The organism is Simiduia litorea (assembly GCF_042853465.1).
GTDB lineage: Bacteria > Pseudomonadota > Gammaproteobacteria > Pseudomonadales > Cellvibrionaceae > Simiduia > Simiduia litorea.
Genome location: NZ_AP031497.1, coordinates 1,635,469 through 1,652,072 on the forward strand (window position 1 = coordinate 1,635,469; position 16,604 = coordinate 1,652,072).

General features: G+C 51.0%; 19 protein-coding genes. 11 read left to right on the forward strand and 8 right to left on the reverse strand.

Annotation, left to right across the window (positions count from 1 at the left end):
* Window positions 1-148: 148 nt before the first annotated feature.
* From ACGHTT_RS07110 to sdhC, 4 genes are read right to left on the reverse strand one after another with little or no spacing between them, the layout of a single operon-like run.
* A complete protein-coding gene (locus tag ACGHTT_RS07110; RefSeq protein ID WP_290262294.1) occupies window positions 149-853 on the reverse strand; it encodes a succinate dehydrogenase iron-sulfur subunit in 705 nt (234 codons plus the stop codon).
* Between the two features lie 17 nt (window positions 854-870).
* Window positions 871-2,640, reverse strand: a complete 1,770-nt coding sequence (gene sdhA, locus ACGHTT_RS07115; protein ID WP_390594402.1) for a succinate dehydrogenase flavoprotein subunit — start codon at window positions 2,638-2,640, stop codon at window positions 871-873.
* Window positions 2,641-2,643: 3 nt separating this feature from the next.
* Window positions 2,644-3,012 (reverse strand): succinate dehydrogenase, hydrophobic membrane anchor protein, encoded by a 369-nt coding sequence (gene sdhD / locus ACGHTT_RS07120; RefSeq protein WP_390594403.1) that lies wholly within the window; start codon window positions 3,010-3,012, stop codon window positions 2,644-2,646.
* Entirely contained in the window at window positions 3,006-3,380 is a 375-nt protein-coding gene (gene sdhC, locus ACGHTT_RS07125; protein ID WP_390594405.1) for a succinate dehydrogenase, cytochrome b556 subunit, read from the reverse strand. The genes sdhD and sdhC overlap by 7 nt, the downstream gene beginning before the upstream one ends.
* A gap of 475 nt (window positions 3,381-3,855) precedes the next feature.
* On the opposite strand from sdhC, the gene gltA reads away from it, so the two are divergent.
* Together gltA and msrA are read left to right on the forward strand one after the other, a co-directional pair.
* Entirely contained in the window at window positions 3,856-5,142 is a 1,287-nt protein-coding gene (gene gltA / locus ACGHTT_RS07130; protein WP_390594406.1) for a citrate synthase, read from the forward strand.
* A 158-nt stretch (window positions 5,143-5,300) separates the two neighbouring features.
* Window positions 5,301-5,927: a peptide-methionine (S)-S-oxide reductase MsrA gene (gene msrA, locus ACGHTT_RS07135; protein WP_390594408.1), complete on the forward strand. Its 627-nt coding sequence runs from the start codon at window positions 5,301-5,303 to the stop codon at window positions 5,925-5,927.
* 12 nt (window positions 5,928-5,939) lie between these two features.
* Here msrA and ACGHTT_RS07140 read toward each other — a convergent pair whose 3' ends face one another.
* From ACGHTT_RS07140 to ACGHTT_RS07150, 3 genes are all read right to left on the reverse strand, one after another.
* Window positions 5,940-6,794, reverse strand: a complete 855-nt coding sequence (locus ACGHTT_RS07140; RefSeq protein WP_390594409.1) for a sulfurtransferase — start codon at window positions 6,792-6,794, stop codon at window positions 5,940-5,942.
* Between the two features lie 91 nt (window positions 6,795-6,885).
* Window positions 6,886-7,167 carry an EscU/YscU/HrcU family type III secretion system export apparatus switch protein gene (locus ACGHTT_RS07145; RefSeq protein ID WP_390594411.1) on the reverse strand — a complete coding sequence of 94 codons (282 nt, stop codon included), beginning with the start codon at window positions 7,165-7,167 and terminating at the stop codon, window positions 6,886-6,888.
* On the reverse strand, window positions 7,160-8,710 hold the full coding sequence (locus ACGHTT_RS07150) for a flagellar hook-length control protein FliK (RefSeq protein WP_390594414.1): 1,551 nt from the start codon (window positions 8,708-8,710) through the stop codon (window positions 7,160-7,162). Before ACGHTT_RS07150 ends, ACGHTT_RS07145 begins: the two co-directional genes overlap by 8 nt.
* Window positions 8,711-9,013: 303 nt before the next feature.
* On the opposite strand from ACGHTT_RS07150, the gene ccmA reads away from it, so the two are divergent.
* The 9 genes from ccmA (at window position 9,014) to ACGHTT_RS07195 (ending at window position 15,465) form a co-directional block, all read left to right on the forward strand.
* Window positions 9,014-9,637, forward strand: a complete 624-nt coding sequence (ccmA, locus tag ACGHTT_RS07155; RefSeq protein WP_390594415.1) for a cytochrome c biogenesis heme-transporting ATPase CcmA — start codon at window positions 9,014-9,016, stop codon at window positions 9,635-9,637.
* Entirely contained in the window at window positions 9,630-10,313 is a 684-nt protein-coding gene (gene ccmB / locus ACGHTT_RS07160; RefSeq protein ID WP_390594418.1) for a heme exporter protein CcmB, read from the forward strand. The genes ccmA and ccmB overlap by 8 nt, the downstream gene beginning before the upstream one ends.
* Before the next feature lie 45 nt (window positions 10,314-10,358).
* Window positions 10,359-11,099, forward strand: a complete 741-nt coding sequence (locus ACGHTT_RS07165; RefSeq protein WP_390594420.1) for a heme ABC transporter permease — start codon at window positions 10,359-10,361, stop codon at window positions 11,097-11,099.
* A 1-nt stretch (window position 11,100) separates the two neighbouring features.
* Window positions 11,101-11,310: a heme exporter protein CcmD gene (gene ccmD / locus ACGHTT_RS07170; RefSeq protein ID WP_390594422.1), complete on the forward strand. Its 210-nt coding sequence runs from the start codon at window positions 11,101-11,103 to the stop codon at window positions 11,308-11,310.
* A gap of 10 nt (window positions 11,311-11,320) precedes the next feature.
* The gene (ccmE, locus tag ACGHTT_RS07175; protein ID WP_390594423.1) at window positions 11,321-11,800 is read left to right on the forward strand and encodes a cytochrome c maturation protein CcmE; all 480 of its coding nucleotides are present in this window, start codon (window positions 11,321-11,323) and stop codon (window positions 11,798-11,800) included.
* Window positions 11,790-13,766 carry a heme lyase CcmF/NrfE family subunit gene (locus ACGHTT_RS07180; RefSeq protein WP_390594424.1) on the forward strand — a complete coding sequence of 659 codons (1,977 nt, stop codon included), beginning with the start codon at window positions 11,790-11,792 and terminating at the stop codon, window positions 13,764-13,766. Before ccmE ends, ACGHTT_RS07180 begins: the two co-directional genes overlap by 11 nt.
* A gap of 16 nt (window positions 13,767-13,782) precedes the next feature.
* Window positions 13,783-14,310: a DsbE family thiol:disulfide interchange protein gene (locus tag ACGHTT_RS07185; protein ID WP_390594426.1), complete on the forward strand. Its 528-nt coding sequence runs from the start codon at window positions 13,783-13,785 to the stop codon at window positions 14,308-14,310.
* Window positions 14,311-14,408: 98 nt separating this feature from the next.
* The gene (locus tag ACGHTT_RS07190) at window positions 14,409-14,552 is read left to right on the forward strand and encodes a hypothetical protein (RefSeq protein ID WP_390594427.1); all 144 of its coding nucleotides are present in this window, start codon (window positions 14,409-14,411) and stop codon (window positions 14,550-14,552) included.
* Between the two features lie 211 nt (window positions 14,553-14,763).
* Window positions 14,764-15,465 carry a 2OG-Fe(II) oxygenase gene (locus ACGHTT_RS07195; RefSeq protein ID WP_390594430.1) on the forward strand — a complete coding sequence of 234 codons (702 nt, stop codon included), beginning with the start codon at window positions 14,764-14,766 and terminating at the stop codon, window positions 15,463-15,465.
* Between the two features lie 32 nt (window positions 15,466-15,497).
* Here ACGHTT_RS07195 and ACGHTT_RS07200 read toward each other — a convergent pair whose 3' ends face one another.
* Complete coding sequence (locus ACGHTT_RS07200) at window positions 15,498-16,424, reverse strand: winged helix-turn-helix transcriptional regulator (protein ID WP_390594432.1); 927 nt, start codon at window positions 16,422-16,424, stop codon at window positions 15,498-15,500.
* Window positions 16,425-16,604 lie beyond the last annotated feature (180 nt).

Below are 16,604 nucleotides of genomic sequence, written 5' to 3' on the forward strand. Positions count from 1 at the left end.
TTGCCTGTAATCTGTGCCTGGGTTCCGCACCTTTATAGACCATTCTTTGAATGGTAATCCTGTCGCCTATATTTTTTTAAGACTAACCCCCAACCGAGATTGGGGGTTAGCGCGACATTCGGTATAACAGGCCTAGGCCTGCCGCTGATTATACAGCGCGTTGTAAAAGCATGTTACGGATGTGGCCAATGGCTCGGGTTGGGTTTAGACCTTTCGGGCAAACCGCAACACAGTTTTGAATACCGTGGCAGCGGAATACACTGAACGGATCATCCAACTTCGCTAGGCGTTCATCGGTGGCATTGTCGCGGCTGTCTGCCAAAAAGCGGTAGGCCTGTAACAAACCGGCTGGGCCGATAAATTTGTCGGGGTTCCACCAGAAAGACGGGCAGCTGGTTGAACAGCATGCGCACAAAATACATTCGTACAGGCCATCTAACTTTTCCCTTTCTTCGGGCGACTGTAAGCGCTCGATGGCAGGTGCTGGATTAGAGTTTTGCAAATACGGCTGCACTTTTTCGTACTGCGCATAAAACTGGCTCATATCGATAACGAGGTCGCGAATTACCGGTAAACCCGGCAGTGGGCGAAGCACTAACTTGTTGTTAGTAACGCACTCTGATATCGGCTTGATACAAGCTAGGCCGTTTTTGCCGTTGATGTTCATACCATCTGAACCGCACACGCCTTCACGGCATGAGCGACGGTAGGCCAAGGACGCATCCTGAGACTTAATCAGCTCCAGCACATCCAATACCATCAAGTCTTTACCTTGGGTATCTACCTCATAGGTTTGCATATGAGGGGCTTTATCTGACTCAGGGTTATAGCGATAAATTTCTACTTTTAACATGTCACCATTCCCCAGACTTAGTAAGTACGAGCTTTAGGCTCGAACGCTTCCATGGTTTTTGGCGTGAAGTTTACGCCGCGCTTCTCAACCTTCTTCTCTGTAGGGAAGAACATGGAGTGGCATAACCAGTTCACATCGTCGCGATCTTCAAAGTCCTCGCGGGCATGGGCGCCACGAGATTCTTTGCGTTCTTCAGCGGCAATCGCGGTCGCTTCGGCGACTTCCAGTAAGTTCTGCAATTCCAGGGCTTCAATACGCGCGGTATTAAAGGCATTGCTCTTATCGGTGATGCCGACATTTTCAATGCGGGGGCGCAGTTCTGCTAGCTTCTTGATGCCTTCCTTCATGAATTCGCCATTGCGGAATACGCCGAAATGGTTCTGCATGATAGTCTGCAACTCTTTGCGCAGCGCCGGTGCTGTTTCAGTGCTGGTCGATGTATTAATGCGATTTAAGCGAGCCATGGCGCGCTCGATGTCAGCATCGGTAGCCGCTGTGTGCTCGATACCTTCGCGCAGGGCTTTTTCAATGAATAAGCCAGAGGCGCGACCGAAAACTACTAAGTCTAGCAGTGAGTTACCACCGAGACGGTTGGCGCCGTGCACAGATACGCAAGCTGCTTCACCACAGGCGTAGAAGCCTTCGATGACGGCATCTTTACCGTCTTTCATGGTCAGTGCTTGGCCGTGAACGTTGGTGGGAATACCGCCCATCATGTAGTGACAGGTTGGTACCACGGGCACCGGCTCTTTGACTGGATCGGCGTGGGCAAAGGTGCGCGACAGCTCACAAATACCGGGCAGGCGGCTTTCCAGAACTTCTTCACCTAAGTGATCGAGTTTCAAAAGTACATGGTCGCCATCTGGACCACAGCCGTTACCGGCCAAAATTTCCAATACCATAGAGCGGGCAACAACGTCGCGCGACGCAAGATCTTTTGCGTTGGGCGCATAGCGCTCCATGAAACGCTCGCCGTGCTTGTTGATTAGGTAACCACCTTCACCGCGACAGCCTTCAGTTACCAGCACACCTGCGCCGGCGATACCGGTTGGGTGGAACTGCCAAAACTCGATGTCTTGAACGGGGAAGCCTGCGCGCAGTGCCATGCCAATGCCGTCGCCGGTATTGATGTGCGCATTTGTGGTTGAGGCGTAGATGCGACCTGCACCGCCAGTGGCGAATACGGTAGCGCGTGATTTAACGTAGACCACCTCGCCATCTTCGATGTTCATGGCGATAACACCAACAACGGCGCCGTCGGCATTTTTAACCAGATCAACAGCAAACCACTCGTTTAGAAATACGGTGTTATTTTTGATGTTGTTTTGGTACAGGGTGTGGAGCAGGGCGTGGCCGGTGCGGTCGGCTGCAGCGCAGGTGCGAGCGGCTTGGCCGCCCTTGCCGAAATCTTTAGATTGACCGCCGAATGGGCGCTGATAGATACGGCCTTCCTCGGTGCGCGAGAAGGGCAGACCCATGTGTTCTAATTCATAAACGGCTTCTGGGCCAACGGAACACATATATTCGATAGCGTCTTGGTCGCCGATATAGTCGGAACCTTTAACGGTATCGTACATGTGCCAGCGCCAATCGTCCTGCGGGTCGTCGCTGGCGATCGCGCAGGTAATGCCGCCTTGGGCAGACACTGTGTGTGAACGAGTGGGGAATACTTTGGTAATTACCGCGGTTTTGTAACCGGATTGAGCAAGTTGCAGGGCAGCACGCATACCTGCGCCACCGCCACCGATGACGATACCGTCAAATGAAATCGTACGCATATTAGACATGTATTAAAGCCCCCAGAGAATTTCGATGCCCCAAACCACGTAGGTCAAGGTGATCACGCCTAAGCCCAATTGTGCCAAAAGGCGCAAAACGGTCGCTTTGGTACCCATTAATCGGTTGGTGAGGTAATCCGTTAACACGGCCCACAAACCAATCCAGGCGTGCGCGGCAATAGATAGGAGGGTTGCCAAGGTAAAAATGCGCATCCAAAGCTGATTGAACAGCCCTTGCCACAGCTCGAAGGTTAAATCTGGCGTGCTAGCAATGAAGCCTGCGAGAAAAATTGTGTAGGCGGCCATGACCACGGCGCTGATGCGCTGGATCAACCAGTCGTAAAGACCGCTGCGCCCAAAGCTCGTTACGGCGGTTACCATATCCATACTCCTAATGCTGCAATAATAACGGCGGCAACAACCAACGCGATTTTCGCGCCGATCTGACCACCTTTTAAGCTCTCGCCAACACCGGCATCCATTATCAGATGTCGAATGCCTGCTACCATGTGATACGCAAGGGCGGCTAAAGTAGCCCAAAGGACAAATTGGCAAAGCGGGCTTTGGAAGTGCTCTTTCAGTTCTGCGAAGCTGGCCTCAGAGGTCAGGCTTGCTTCTAAAACCCACAATAGAACGGCGACGCCTGCGAACAGGACAACACCAGACATACGGTGAAGAATAGAAACATAAGCAGTAATAGGAAGATTGATGGTGGAGATGTCGAGATTGACCGGTCTGTTTTTGTTCACGTTAAGTCACACCTTATTGCCCAGAATGTGGGCGGTTCGAGAGAGTATACATAGCACACAATCTCTCTAGCATAGGTAGCAATGAGGCAATTAACCAGCTACCCCCCCTGCAAGACGCGCGAAATTATAAGTAGGCGACATTTAAATTACAAACGAATTCCGGCACTTATGTCCTTATTTGGTGGGGGTTTTGCGCTTTTTTTGGTTTGGGCATCCTAGCTAAATTTGCCCGCTGTCGCATTGCTGTGCGTATTGGTCGTTTTGTGTGCAGCGTGCACCATTTTAGATAAGACCAAGGTCGCAATGGGCGGTTTTGGTGCTAAGCGCTATAATTGACTATCTATTTGACAAAAACAAACTTAACTTTATAGTTGTGCCCGCTCTAAAGGCCCTTGCGGTGATTTAGTGCTATATAAGAGGGTATGCAAGCCCCGACGAAGAGACGATTACAACTTGCAGATATAGGAGTCCCAAGATGGCTGAGAAGAAAGCGCAACTGGTAATAGAGGGACGTGATCCCATCGATTTGCCGATGTATTCCGGTTCAACCGGTCCCGATGTTATTGATGTCAGCAGCCTTACGGCCAATGGGTACTTCACCTATGATCCTGGTTTCATGGCCACGGCGGCCTGTGAATCAAAACTGACCTTTATCGATGGTGCTAAGGGCGTGTTACTGCACGGCGGCTATCCCATCGAGCAATTAGCAGACAAGTCAGATTATTTAGAAACCTGTTATTTGTTGTTGAACGGCGAGTTACCTAACGCCGAGCAAAAAACAGAATTCGTAGACACCATTATGAAACACACCATGGTGCACGAGTCGTTAACTAACTTTTTCCGTGGTTTTCGCTACGATGCACACCCCATGTCCGTCATGGTTGGTGTTGTAGGTGCATTGGCGTCTTTCTACCACGACTCACTCGATATTAATAACGCCGAGCATCGCCAGATTTCCGCTCATCGTTTAATCGCGAAAATGCCAACATTGGCGGCTATGTGTTACAAACATCACATTGGTCAGCCCTTCATGTACCCAGATAATAGCCTGAGCTACTCAGAAAACTTTCTGCACATGATGTTTGGTACACCTTGTGATGATCCAAAGGTAAACCCCGTTTTAGCGCGTGCCATGGATAAGATTTTCTTGTTGCACGCTGATCACGAGCAAAACGCCTCTACCTCTACTGTACGTTTGGCGGGTTCCTCTGGCGCCAACCCCTTTGCCTGTGTGGCGGCCGGTATCGCAACTTTGTGGGGCCCAGCGCATGGTGGTGCCAACGAAGCCGTGTTGGAAATGTTGGAGGAAATTGGCACCGTTGATAACATCGATACTTACATTGCCAAGGCCAAAGATAAGAGCGATTCATTCCGCTTGATGGGCTTCGGTCACCGCGTCTACAAGAATTTCGATCCTCGCGCTAAAGTGATGAAAGAAACCTGTGACGAAGTGTTGGCTGAGCTTGGTTTAGACAATGATCCACTATTGGCTATTGCTAAGCGTTTAGAGCAGATTGCCTTAGAAGATCCTTACTTCATCGAGAAGAAATTGTACCCCAACGTCGATTTCTACTCTGGCATTATCATGAAAGCTATCGGTATCCCAACCGAAATGTTTACGGTAATTTTTGCCACCGGCCGCACTGTGGGTTGGATTGCACACTGGAATGAAATGATCTCTAATCCTTACAAGATCGGTCGTCCTCGCCAGCTATACACTGGTCATACGGCGCGCGATTTCGTGGCGTTAGATAAGCGTTAAGGTGTAAGCCGTACTGAAAAAGCCTCGCACTTAGCGGGGCTTTTTTGTTTGCGCACCGTAACAATTTCCAGTTCGGACGCTCAAAGCGTGGATGAGTTACGCCGCTTGTTCGTCCTATCCGAGGCGATGACTTTTTTTAAGATTGGTAGAGGTGATGTATGGGTAAGCAGCAAATGCCAGATCCAGCTGCCGCATTGAAAGGCCGAGACAGGGCACTGGAAATAACCGGTAAGCATTTTGTCAATGGTGTCAGTATCAAGGCGCCATTTCCGGCGGGAATTGAGCTGGCCTATTTTGGTTTGGGTTGCTTTTGGGGCGCAGAGCGCCGGTTTTGGCAACAGCGCGGTGTTTATGCCACCGCCGTTGGTTATGCGGGTGGTTACACGCCTAACCCAAGCTACGAAGAGGTTTGCAGTGGTGATACTGGCCACGCAGAAGTTGTGCTCGTGGCTTTTGATCCCTCGGTCATTAGTTATGATGATTTGCTGCGGGTTTTTTGGGAGGTGCACGATCCGACGCAAGGCATGCGTCAGGGCAATGATCTCGGCACCCAATATCGCTCGGTGATTTTTACCACCAGCGATCGTCAAATCGAGCGCGCCCAGGCGACCTTTGCGGCCTTTCAAAAAGGCTTAAAAGAGGCGGGTAAGGGCGCCATCACCACGGAAATTGCACCGGCGCCGGTGTTTTATTATGGCGAGGAATACCACCAACAATATTTAGCCAAAAATCCGGCTGGCTATTGTGGTTTGGCCGGCACGGGCGTGTGCTTGATGCCTGAGTAACAGCCATGCTGCTCAGCTCGTGGCAACACGGGCTGAGCGATTAGCGTCGGTAATATAACTGCACCAATCGCTCCAGCTGCCAGGGTAGAGTGCTGCTTCAACCCCTATTTGCGCTAGGGCAAAAATATTGACGCAAGCCGTCACGCCCGAGCCGCAATAAACCGTTGGCGCACTGTTCTGGTTTACTAAGTGTGACAGACGCCGCTTTGCGGCTTCCTCATTTAAAAAAAATCCATCGTCAGTCGTTGCTGTTTGCCATGGCAGATTGATGGCGCCGGGAATGTGCCCTGCGATAGGGTCAATGGGCTCGGTTGTGCCGTCAAAGCGCGGCGCTTCGCGAGAATCTATCAGTGCGCCAATCTCTCTGTTGTCGATGATATCTTGCTGGTTGCGAATGTTAAGTTGGCCCGGCGTTAACTGCAGCGGGTTAATATCTTTTGTATAAGTCTCGATGGAAGCTTCCTGTTGGCTCAAAGAAAACTGTTGCTGCCATGCGGCTAAGCCACCGTCCAAAATGCTGACGGTTTTAATGCCGCAGTAGGCGAGTAACCACCAAGCCCGGCAGGCGTAAGCGCCTTTGTGGGCATCGTATAAAACAATGTGTGATGTTTGATTAACGCCGCAGCTCTGCAGTTTTTCCTGCAAGTTTGAAAAGTTTGGCAGCGGATGTCTGCCGCCGTGTTTTGTTACCGGCGACGAAAGATCGCGATTTAAATCTAGGTAGTGAGCGTTGGGTATGTGGCCGGCGAGATAGGCTAAGCGACCTGCCTCGGCGTCATTGAGCGCGAAGCGACAATCAAAAATAACAAGGTTGTCTGCGTTGTCGATCATTGCCTTGAGCTTACTGGCGGTAATTAGGTTTTTCATGATGGCTGCTCAACGTTTTTCGAGTGTGAGTTTAGCGAGTATCGGCGCAGTGTAAGCTGACGCTCGTCAAAGTGGTAGTTGGGCTGCAGTGTTAGTGATCTACGGGAAATTTACCGCTCAGTTCGTAAGCGAAGGCAAGTATGTGTGCCACCGCGATATAAAGTGCTTCAGGAATTTCATCGTCGAGCTCTAGTTGCATGAGTAAGTTGACGAGGCTGGGGTTATCGCACAGGGGGATATCGTGTGCTTGGGCCAGTGCGACAATTTGTTCGGCCAAAAGGTTGTCGCCTTTTGCGATGACCCGCGGTGCACTGTCGCCATCGTAAAAAAGGGCGACGGCTTGAGTGATATCTTTTTCGTTGAGCTTAGGCATGGGTATCCAGTAGTGGCTGGCTGAGTCGGTTGCTGGGGCTTGGCATACGGCCGGCGTGGCAGTGGATAGGTTCAACAGCCAAACCTTTTTTTCGGATGCTGTCGACCAAATGGCTGGCGCGATTTTCAATGAGGGATAGGGTCGAAGGCTTTTCTGCCCACAAGCTGCACTGGAGTCGCTCGTGGATGTATCGAATGCGCGCATCAATAGTGCCGAGCGTTTCTACGTCGATGCTGAGCGTCACTTGCCAAACGATACCGCGTTTTTTCTCTGCCGTTGCTGGTGTTGAGTTATCGCTTTCCTGCTCGTCCTCTTGCCAGTACTTACTGAAATGTAATTGCAGTGGCGTGACCTGTTGCTCAATGCGCACGGGCAATTCTACGGTTAAGTTTTTGAGGGTTTTACCGTCGGGTTCATCGATGAGATTAGCCAACTGTTGAGCCGTTATTTTTGCCAGCCACTGCTTGCCAATGTCGGACAGGGCTTGCTTGTATTGCGTTTTATCGGCGCTGCTTGCCGGCGTTTTCTCCAGTGACAGGCCCAATAAATTGAGTAGCTGCTGAGTTAGAGTAGCGTCCTTTGCCGTGCTGGGGTTTGTTGCGTTGGTGATGGCGCTAGGTGTTTGTGGCTGGTTTGAAAGAAGGCCAAACAGTTGCCAGAGCTGTAATTTGCTGTCTTGTGGTGCTTTAAGGGCGCTGCTGTTGGCTGCTTGCGGGTCAGCCCTTTGCAGCCACTGGTTCAGCTTGGCTTCAGAAAAAAGGCCGCTGTTGTTGATGGCAGCCTTTAACGCCTGCGCGCTGGTGTTTGCCGGCAGTGTTTGGGTGAGTGATTGCAGCGCGCCGAGCAGCATTTTTTGGCTTGCGCTGGCGGTGTTACTGCTTAGGTCTTGGTGAAGATTGTTGAGCTGCAGTTGAAATGCTTTTACCGCGTTGGCGCTCGACTGTTGTGTAGGTAGCGCTTGGCGCAATAGGGCGAGTAGAGCGTTTCTGTCGTGCGGGTTGAGTTGATTCGGCGCGTCGGCGCTGCTTGTCAGCTGAGTGGGCGTTTGATTGTTGGGGGCCTGTTGCGCCAGCAAGGTAAAGCCCTGCGGCCCGGGTTGAATTTGAATTCGGCTATTGGGCGTTAATGCTTTATCGGTAATTAAGTGAAATGGTTGTGCCTTCAGTAATGCCTGCACGAGAAACAGTTGTTTTGCCTGCAATAATTGCGTTAGCTGGCCAAGTCGATTTTGCGTCTGGGGTTGGCTTAACGCTGGGCTGGGTGCTTGTTGCGAAATGGCCGCCAATAGGCCCTTGGCCGAGGTAAGCTCTGCTTTTTCAGTCAGTATTGCTGGCATCGCGCCAAGCGTAAATGCCTTTTCTAGCGTTTGTTGCGTTAAGGGCCTCAGCTCGGCATTGATGGGCTGAATTTGGCTGATTTTGACCCACAGCGATGCGCCGGTGGCGAAGGCCTGCACTATCTTGCTCGGCTCGGCGCCGCTGACTGAGGTGTTAGCTGCCGGCGCTGAGTTGCTGGCTGGGGGGCTCGGAATGTTGCTGACCATGGGCTAGTTGTTTCTCCTGACTGTGCGGTTAAGGGGCCGTCACCCAGCCTAGTCATCTAGCGCGTTTAACCGCTTGCGATGAATTGTTTCAAGTGAGTTAGTTTATTTTGCGAATCGCTGCTTTTTTAACCGTAAATAACCCTATCGTCACCCTAACCATTGCCGCTAAGTCACATTTAGCTTTTTGATCTGGGTTTAAAGACGTGATTGTGACCTAGGGGCTGGTTATAATCGAAACCCTTTTTTACTATAGCTTGCTCTCTGTTATCGGCAGGGGTTAGTCATAATCAATGGTGTTAGTACTTGCTAGAATTACGGGATTTCAGCTGCGAGCGCGACAATCGATTGTTGTTCGCAGGCCTGCATGCCAGCTTTTCAGCGGGCGAGATATGGCATATCGAAGGACCTAATGGCGTTGGCAAGACATCTCTATTGCGTCAGTTAACCGGTATATCGCGGGAATTTGGTGGTGAGTTGCTGTGGCAGGGGCGGCCTATCAATAGCTGTCGCTACGATTTCGCCAGCGCCTTACTCTATATTGGCCATCAGCCAGGCATCAAAACAGCGCTTACTGCCCGTGAAAACCTGCGGGGTTACTGTCCAGATGCGTCTGCTAGTCAGGTGGAGCAAGCGCTCACTGAAATTGGGTTGTACGGTTTCGAGGATGTTGGCTGTTATCGCCTGTCGGCCGGCCAGCTTCGCCGTGTGGCCTTGGCTAGGCTGGCCTTGAGTACTCAGCCCATGTGGATGCTCGACGAGCCTTTTACCGCACTGGATATTCAAGCGGTGGCGGCGTTAGAGCAGCGCTTTGTCGAACACGCCGCATCTGGCGGCTGCGTGATTATGACCACCCACCAGAAGCCACACATCGACTCCCTTAAGGTGCTGGCCTTGGGCGAATACATTCCCGAGGTGAGCCTTGGCTGATTCTTTGGGCCGCGCTTTAGCGCAGCAGTTTTCGCGCGAGTTAAAGCTTGCTTATCGCGCTCGCAGCGATTGGGCTAATCCGATGATTTTCTTCCTGTTGGTGATCACCATGATTCCAATAGGCATTAGCCCAGATGCGAAATTCTTGGCGGTCTTGGCGCCCGGCATGATCTGGGTGGTGGCGCTGTTGGCCACCTTATTGTCGCTCGATGCGCTATTCCGTGCCGACATGGACGACGGCAGCTTGGATCAGCTACTGATTTCGCCGCACCCATTGCCCTTACTGGTGCTGGCTAAGATTGCCGTGCATTGGCTGGTAACTGGGCTGCCGTTGACCTTGATGTCGCCGCTGTTGGGGCTTATGTTATCGCTCCCCAATGAGGGCTATGTACCGTTACTCTTGTCCTTGTTGATTGGCACCGCCTGTTTGAGTTTTATTGGCGCCATTGGCGCGGCCCTAACGGTGAGTTTACGTAAAGGTGGATTGCTTATTTCGCTGATCATCATGCCGTTTTATGTGCCGGTATTGATTTTTGGCGCCAATGGCGTGAGCCGAGCGATTGAAGGTTTCCCCCACACGGGGCAGCTGGCTGTATTGGGCGCCATCTTGGCCTTGGCGGTTGCGACAGCTCCCTTTGCCGTGGCGGGCGCATTGCGGATTTCGAGTGAAGGTTAGTTCGCTACCGCAGTGGCAAGGCTAAAATTCTAATGAGGAAATAACGTGGCTTGGCAATGGTTTTATCGATTGGGTTCCCCGCGCTGGTTTTATGAAAATACCGGTCGCTGGTTGCCATGGCTTGCACTAGTAACTTTTTCTTTGCTTGCCTTGGGTCTTGTCTGGGGCTTAGGGTTTGCCCCAATGGATGCCAAGCAGGGCAATAGCTACCGTATTATTTACATCCATGTGCCGGTGTCATTTTTAGCCTTGGCCGGCTATTACGTCATGGCCATCAACGGCGCTATTGGTTTGATTTGGAAAATGAAGCTGGCCGATATGGTGATGAAGTCTGCGGCGCCCATTGGTGCCGCACTGACATTTCTCGCGCTCATTTCCGGCGCCATTTGGGGCAAGCCTACCTGGGGTACCTACTGGGTGTGGGATGCGCGCATCACCTCGATGTTAGTCTTGTTTTTTCTGTATTTGGGCGTAATTGCCTTGCAGGCATCTTTCGTCAACCAGCAGACTGCAGCGCGCGCCAGCGCCATTTTGTCCTTAGTGGGCACGGTTAACATCCCCATCATCTATAAATCGGTAGATTGGTGGTATACCTTGCACCAGCCGGCAACCTTGAAGCTCACGTCTAACTCCACTATTCACCCAGATATGTGGTACCCGCTGTTGGTGATGATTATTGCTATGTATTGTTTTTACGCGCTGGTATTGATTTTGTTCACTCGTGCTGAAATTGTTAATCGCGAGCGTCAAACCCAATGGGTGCGCGCGCTCAGTGGAGGCCAGTAATATGACATTCCAATTTGATTCTCTGGCCAGTTTTATGGCCATGGGCACACACGGCCCCTTTGTTTGGTCGGTGGTGGTGATCACCCTGCTAGTGCTGGCGTGGCTGGTGCTGTGGCCGTTAAAACTACACCGCGATGCACTGGTCGAGCAGGGCCGTTTGGCCCGTATTGAAAAAGCCCGCAGCGAGCATGCGGCATCGTCTCCTCAATAGGATTGTATTCATGCACCCGTTACGTAAACAGCGTTTGATGTTAGTGCTTTTTGTGGTGGTGTTTGCATCCATTGCCATTGGCTTGATCGTTTTCGCCTTGCGCGAAAATATTAATTTGTTTTATCCGCCGGAAAAACTCGTTAATGGCGAAGCGCCGGTGGATCGCACCATACGCGCCGGTGGTTGCGTGGTGCCAAAATCGGTTATGCGCGATCAGAGCTCACTACAAGTCTCCTTTGCCATTACTGATGGCATCGCCGAGGTTAAAGTGACCTACGATGGCATTTTGCCGGATCTCTTTGCCGAGGGCGAAGCTGTTGTGGTTAATGGTCAGTTGCACAGCGACGGCGTTTTTGCTGCGCGCGAAGTATTGGCTAAACACGATGAAAATTACACACCGCCAGAGGTGGCTGACACCATGGCAAAAAATGCAGAAAAACAGGGTGCTGAGCATCAGAAAACCTGTGGAGTGTTAAATTATGGTTCCTGAGATCGGTCACTTCGCGCTCATTTTAGCGCTGGGCCTCGCGCTGTTCTTATCGACTATTCCATTAATTGGTAGCTTTTCCGGGCGTGAATTGTTCATGCGCTCGGCGCCATCCCTCGCCACTGGCCTATTTGTTTTCGTCGCCATCGCGTTTGTTTGTTTGAGTCATGCTTTTTACATAGATGACTTTTCGGTTAAATATGTCGCGAATAATTCCAACAGCCTGTTGCCTTGGTATTTTAAACTCAGCGCCGTATGGGGTGGGCACGAAGGCTCGCTGTTGTTGTGGGTGCTGACTTTAACCCTCTGGACCTTTGCGGTCGCGTTGAAGTCCGGCCACATGCCAATGGATATGCGCGCCCGCGTCCTGTCGGTGATGGGCATGATAGCCGTAGGCTTTCTGTTATTTACCTTGCTCACATCCAATCCTTTCGATCGGCTCTTGCCATCAGCACCTGGGCAGGGCAGCGACTTAAATCCGCTGTTGCAAGATTTCGGTTTGATCATTCACCCACCCATGCTTTATATGGGCTATGTGGGCTTCTCTGTCAGCTTTGCTTTCGCCATTGCCACCTTGATTTCCGGTCGCTTAGATAGCGCCTGGGCGCGCTGGTCTCGGCCTTGGACTAATCTCGCTTGGGCCTTTCTCACGATTGGTATTGCTCTCGGTAGCTGGTGGGCTTATTACGAACTCGGCTGGGGCGGCTGGTGGTTCTGGGACCCAGTAGAAAATGCCTCCTTTATGCCTTGGCTAGTAGGTACGGCGTTGATTCACTCGCTGGCGGTTACCGAAAAGCGCGGTGTGTTTAAAAGTTGGACCCTATTGCTGGCCATCTTCGCTTTTTCCTTAAGCTTATTGGGTACCTTTTTGGTGCGCTCGGGTGTACTCACCTCGGTGCATGCTTTCGCCACAGACCCAGAGCGCGGTTTATTTATTTTGGCCTTCTTGTTGGTCGTCATTGGCGGTTCACTCACGCTCTATGCGTTTCGAGCGCCGGCGGTTAAAAGCTCGGTCTCTTTCGTGGGACTTTCCCGTGAATGGTTTTTATTGGCGAATAATGTGCTGCTGATCGTGGTGCTCGCAACCGTGCTTTTGGGCACACTCTACCCGCTCATTGCCGATGCTCTAGGCTGGGGTAAAATTTCCGTTGGTCCACCGTACTTCAATGCTTTTTTCATACCCATTATGGGTGTTTTATGCGTGCTTTTAGCGATTGGACCCTTAACCCACTACAAGCGCACACCGTTAGAAAAACTCTTGCGTTGGTTGGCTTGGCCCTTCGCTGGTGCCTTGTTGCTCGGTGCTACCGTGCCTTGGTTGTATGAAACGCCTTATCAATGGCAGGCGTCGGTCGCCGTTGCCATTGCCAGCTGGATGGTCTTGGCGGCGGTGCGCGACTTGCTCAATAAAACCCAGCATCAACACAGCTTTTTGCACGGCTTGCGTAGAATGCCGCTGAGTTTTTTCAGCATGCATTTAGCGCATCTGGGTATGGCTGTAACCCTGATGGGGGTGGCGTTTGTCTCAATTTACAGCGAAGAGCGCAACGTGCGTTTGTCGGCCGGTACGTCACTGGATATCGAAGGTTATCATTTCGAACTGGTTGAAATGCGCCAGCTGCGCGGGCCTAACTATTTGGCAGACGAAGCGCATATTATCGTCTCCGCCGATGGTCAGCCTGTGGCGACTATGTACCCGCAAAAGCGTCGTTATCTTTCCGGCGGCAGCTTGATGACGGAGGTCGCCATTGATGCCGGTATCTTCCGAGACCTATACGTTGCCTTGGGCGAACCGCTCGACAACGGCGACTGGGCGGTGCGCGTGCAGTTTAAGCCTTTCGTGCGCTGGATTTGGCTGGGGGCGATATTTATGTGCTTTGCCGGTGTGATGACACTCTGGGATAAGCGCTATCGATACCGTGTGTCAGAGCCTGCTAGCGCTGACGCGTCGGTGCCGGTCAAAGCTTAATCTAAGGAATGTTATTTTGCAGCGCTTGAAATTATTTTTACCCTTACTTGTGTTCGTTATCTTGGCGGGTTTTTTGTGGCGAGGCTTGGCCTTAGATCCAGCGGCTATGCCCTCTGCGCTGCTGGATAAACCCATGCCGGTGTTTGCGCTACCAACCTTAGAGCGCGACACTGAAAAGGTCACCCAAGCCGTGTTTCAGGGCCAGGTAACTCTGTTAAACGTCTGGGCTACCTGGTGCATTTCTTGTCGCGTTGAGCACCCCTATTTGGTCAAGTTGGCCGAGCAGGGGGTTCGTATCATCGGCCTAAATTACAAAGATGATAGTGCCGAAGCGAAAAAGTGGCTGCAGACACTACACAACCCCTATAGCTTCTCAATCATTGATGCCGATGGTCGCATGGGCTTAGATTTGGGTGTGTTTGGGGCGCCCGAAACCTATGTCGTCGATAAGCAGGGTGTTATTCGCTACAAGCATGTTGGTGTCGTGGATGAACGCGTTTGGCGGGAAAAATTACAGCCGCTTATGCAGCGCCTCGCAAATTAGGAGGCGGGTGGCTTAGCCGACATTTAGTTGATCCTGATCAAAACGTGCACGCCTTAACTTCGCTACTCTACAACCATGGTAATAGAGGAGTGAAGACTATGTATATGGACGGTGTTGTGGCTTACGGGATCGTTATCGTTTTGGCAACCTGTGCTGTGGTTTGGTATGTTGGACGCTATGCCTATCGTCACTTCAAACAAGATTGTGAAGCGATAGACCACCCCAACACTGAGGCAAAGTAATCTGCAGCAGGCAGTTATAATTCTGACTGCGACATGACTAAATCTGCCTGAGTTGAGTATGGCGATACAAATCATTGCCATACAACCTTTTCAGTAATGGCGTTCTGCTGTTACAGTTCCAGCTTTTATGTTCTCGAGCTTTGGCTATCGCGCTCGCCGCTTTGTGAGGTTGCGACGGCTTTTTATTATTAGAATAAAAGAAGTGGGGCAGATGGCGAAGTTTATTCAAGAGTTTTCACAGGCATTAAGTGCTGAAGCGTGCCAGCATTTGATCAATAAATTTGAGGCGTCTGGGCAGGCCAGTGCTGGGCAAACAGGGCAGGGTGTCGATCTTAGTAAAAAGCACAGCCTAGATTTAATGTTAAACGATCAAGCGGATTGGCAGCAGGAACTCAATACGCTAGAACAGATTACCTATCAAGGGTTGCTGCACTACGTAAAGCGCTTTCCTTCCATCATAGCCGGCGCTGTCTCACCCACAGTATTAGACCCGAAAACCCAGCAGCCCACTCAAATTACGCACGCCAATATTACCCAGTTTGACGACGCGTTGTTGTTGAATGTGATTCGCAGTATTTACCGGCTAGGTAGTATTAATTTACAAAAGTATTCGCAGGGTAAAGGCGGCTATCACCATTGGCACTCGGAAATTTATCCCCACCCTAGCGATCCTCAGCAAGATAGTTTGCATAGAACCTTGGTGTTTATGTATTACCTAAATGGCGTGAGTGAGGGAGGCGAAACAGAGTTTATTTACCAGCAGGTAAAGCTAAAGCCGACGGCCGGCAACTTAGTCTTATTTCCGGGGGGGTTTACCCATACCCATAAGGGCTGCGTGCCTATCAGTGAGGATAAATATATTTTGACCTCGTGGGTTTTATTTCGGCCCGCAGCTCAACTTTATGGGCGCTGATAGTAAGTCGTCCGTGCGCCGCTACCGGATGATTACAAAAAAGTAACGTCTTTTGTTGTAGCTGCGGTTTTGCAGTGTTTGCACTGTATCTCTATGCGCAATGGGCGGCCGCAAGGTTTATGAGCGGGCTCTATCAGCTCTGAAGTCACTTGGTATTCCATGCACACCCATTGGCGTAGACTCATCACAATAGTGAAAAGTGATCGACCTTTTTCGGTCAGTAGATACTCCATGCGTACGGGGTTTTCTTGGTAAGGTTTACGCTCCAATACCTTGACCTCAACTAAATGATTTAGTCTTTGCGTCAGTATGTTTGTCGCGATATGCAGGTGTAATAAGAAATCATCGTACCGTTTTACGCCAAAAAACGCGCATATTAACGTCAATAATGTCCACCTATCGCCAATGAGGTCGCTGATGGTGGCTAGGCTTTCATTCACCGCCACCGGTTTTTCTGTGGATCGAACACGCCTTTGTTTGGTCAGCGATTGCATCGCATCTATTTGTTGCGATGCATTCAATGCCTGCAAAGGTAATTGTATTTGATTGAGCTTTATGGGCAGGTTGCAGTGGCTGCAAACGGCTTCTGGTTCGAGCGTATGCTGGCAATTCACATGTTCTAATTTTGGTGGCAGCGGGTATGTGGGTTCTTGCTTGCACCACTGATTTTCCCACTGCCAAGCCAGTAATGAGCTGGCAAATAAGCGTTTGCCTTTCTGGCTAAGAACATAGTCGTAGCGGTTGGCGGCATAGGCTTTTTTCTGCAGTACGCCTTCGGCAATTAATGCATCCAATCGACGGGTGAGGGTCGCTTTGCTTATGCCGCTTTGCTGGCGGAACGCTTCAAAGCGCGTGCAACCTAAGAAAGCATCTCGCAGTATCAGCAGCGCCCATCGATCGCCAATGACATCTAAGCCATGGGCGATGGTCGCGTTCACCATCAGTTGTTGTTGGGTCATAGAGGTTGATATGTCCTGCGAGTAGGCCGAGTGAACCCTCGCGGCTGTGCCGTGGCTGAATTTTGTCAGGTGTTGACTTTCGCTGTTTTGGTATCATAATGCAAGCCATGTGGTCTCGTAGTGCAAGTAATAAAGCGCAGTATGGCAAGCTAGGTGCTATTGTCGTTTAGCTGGCTAACC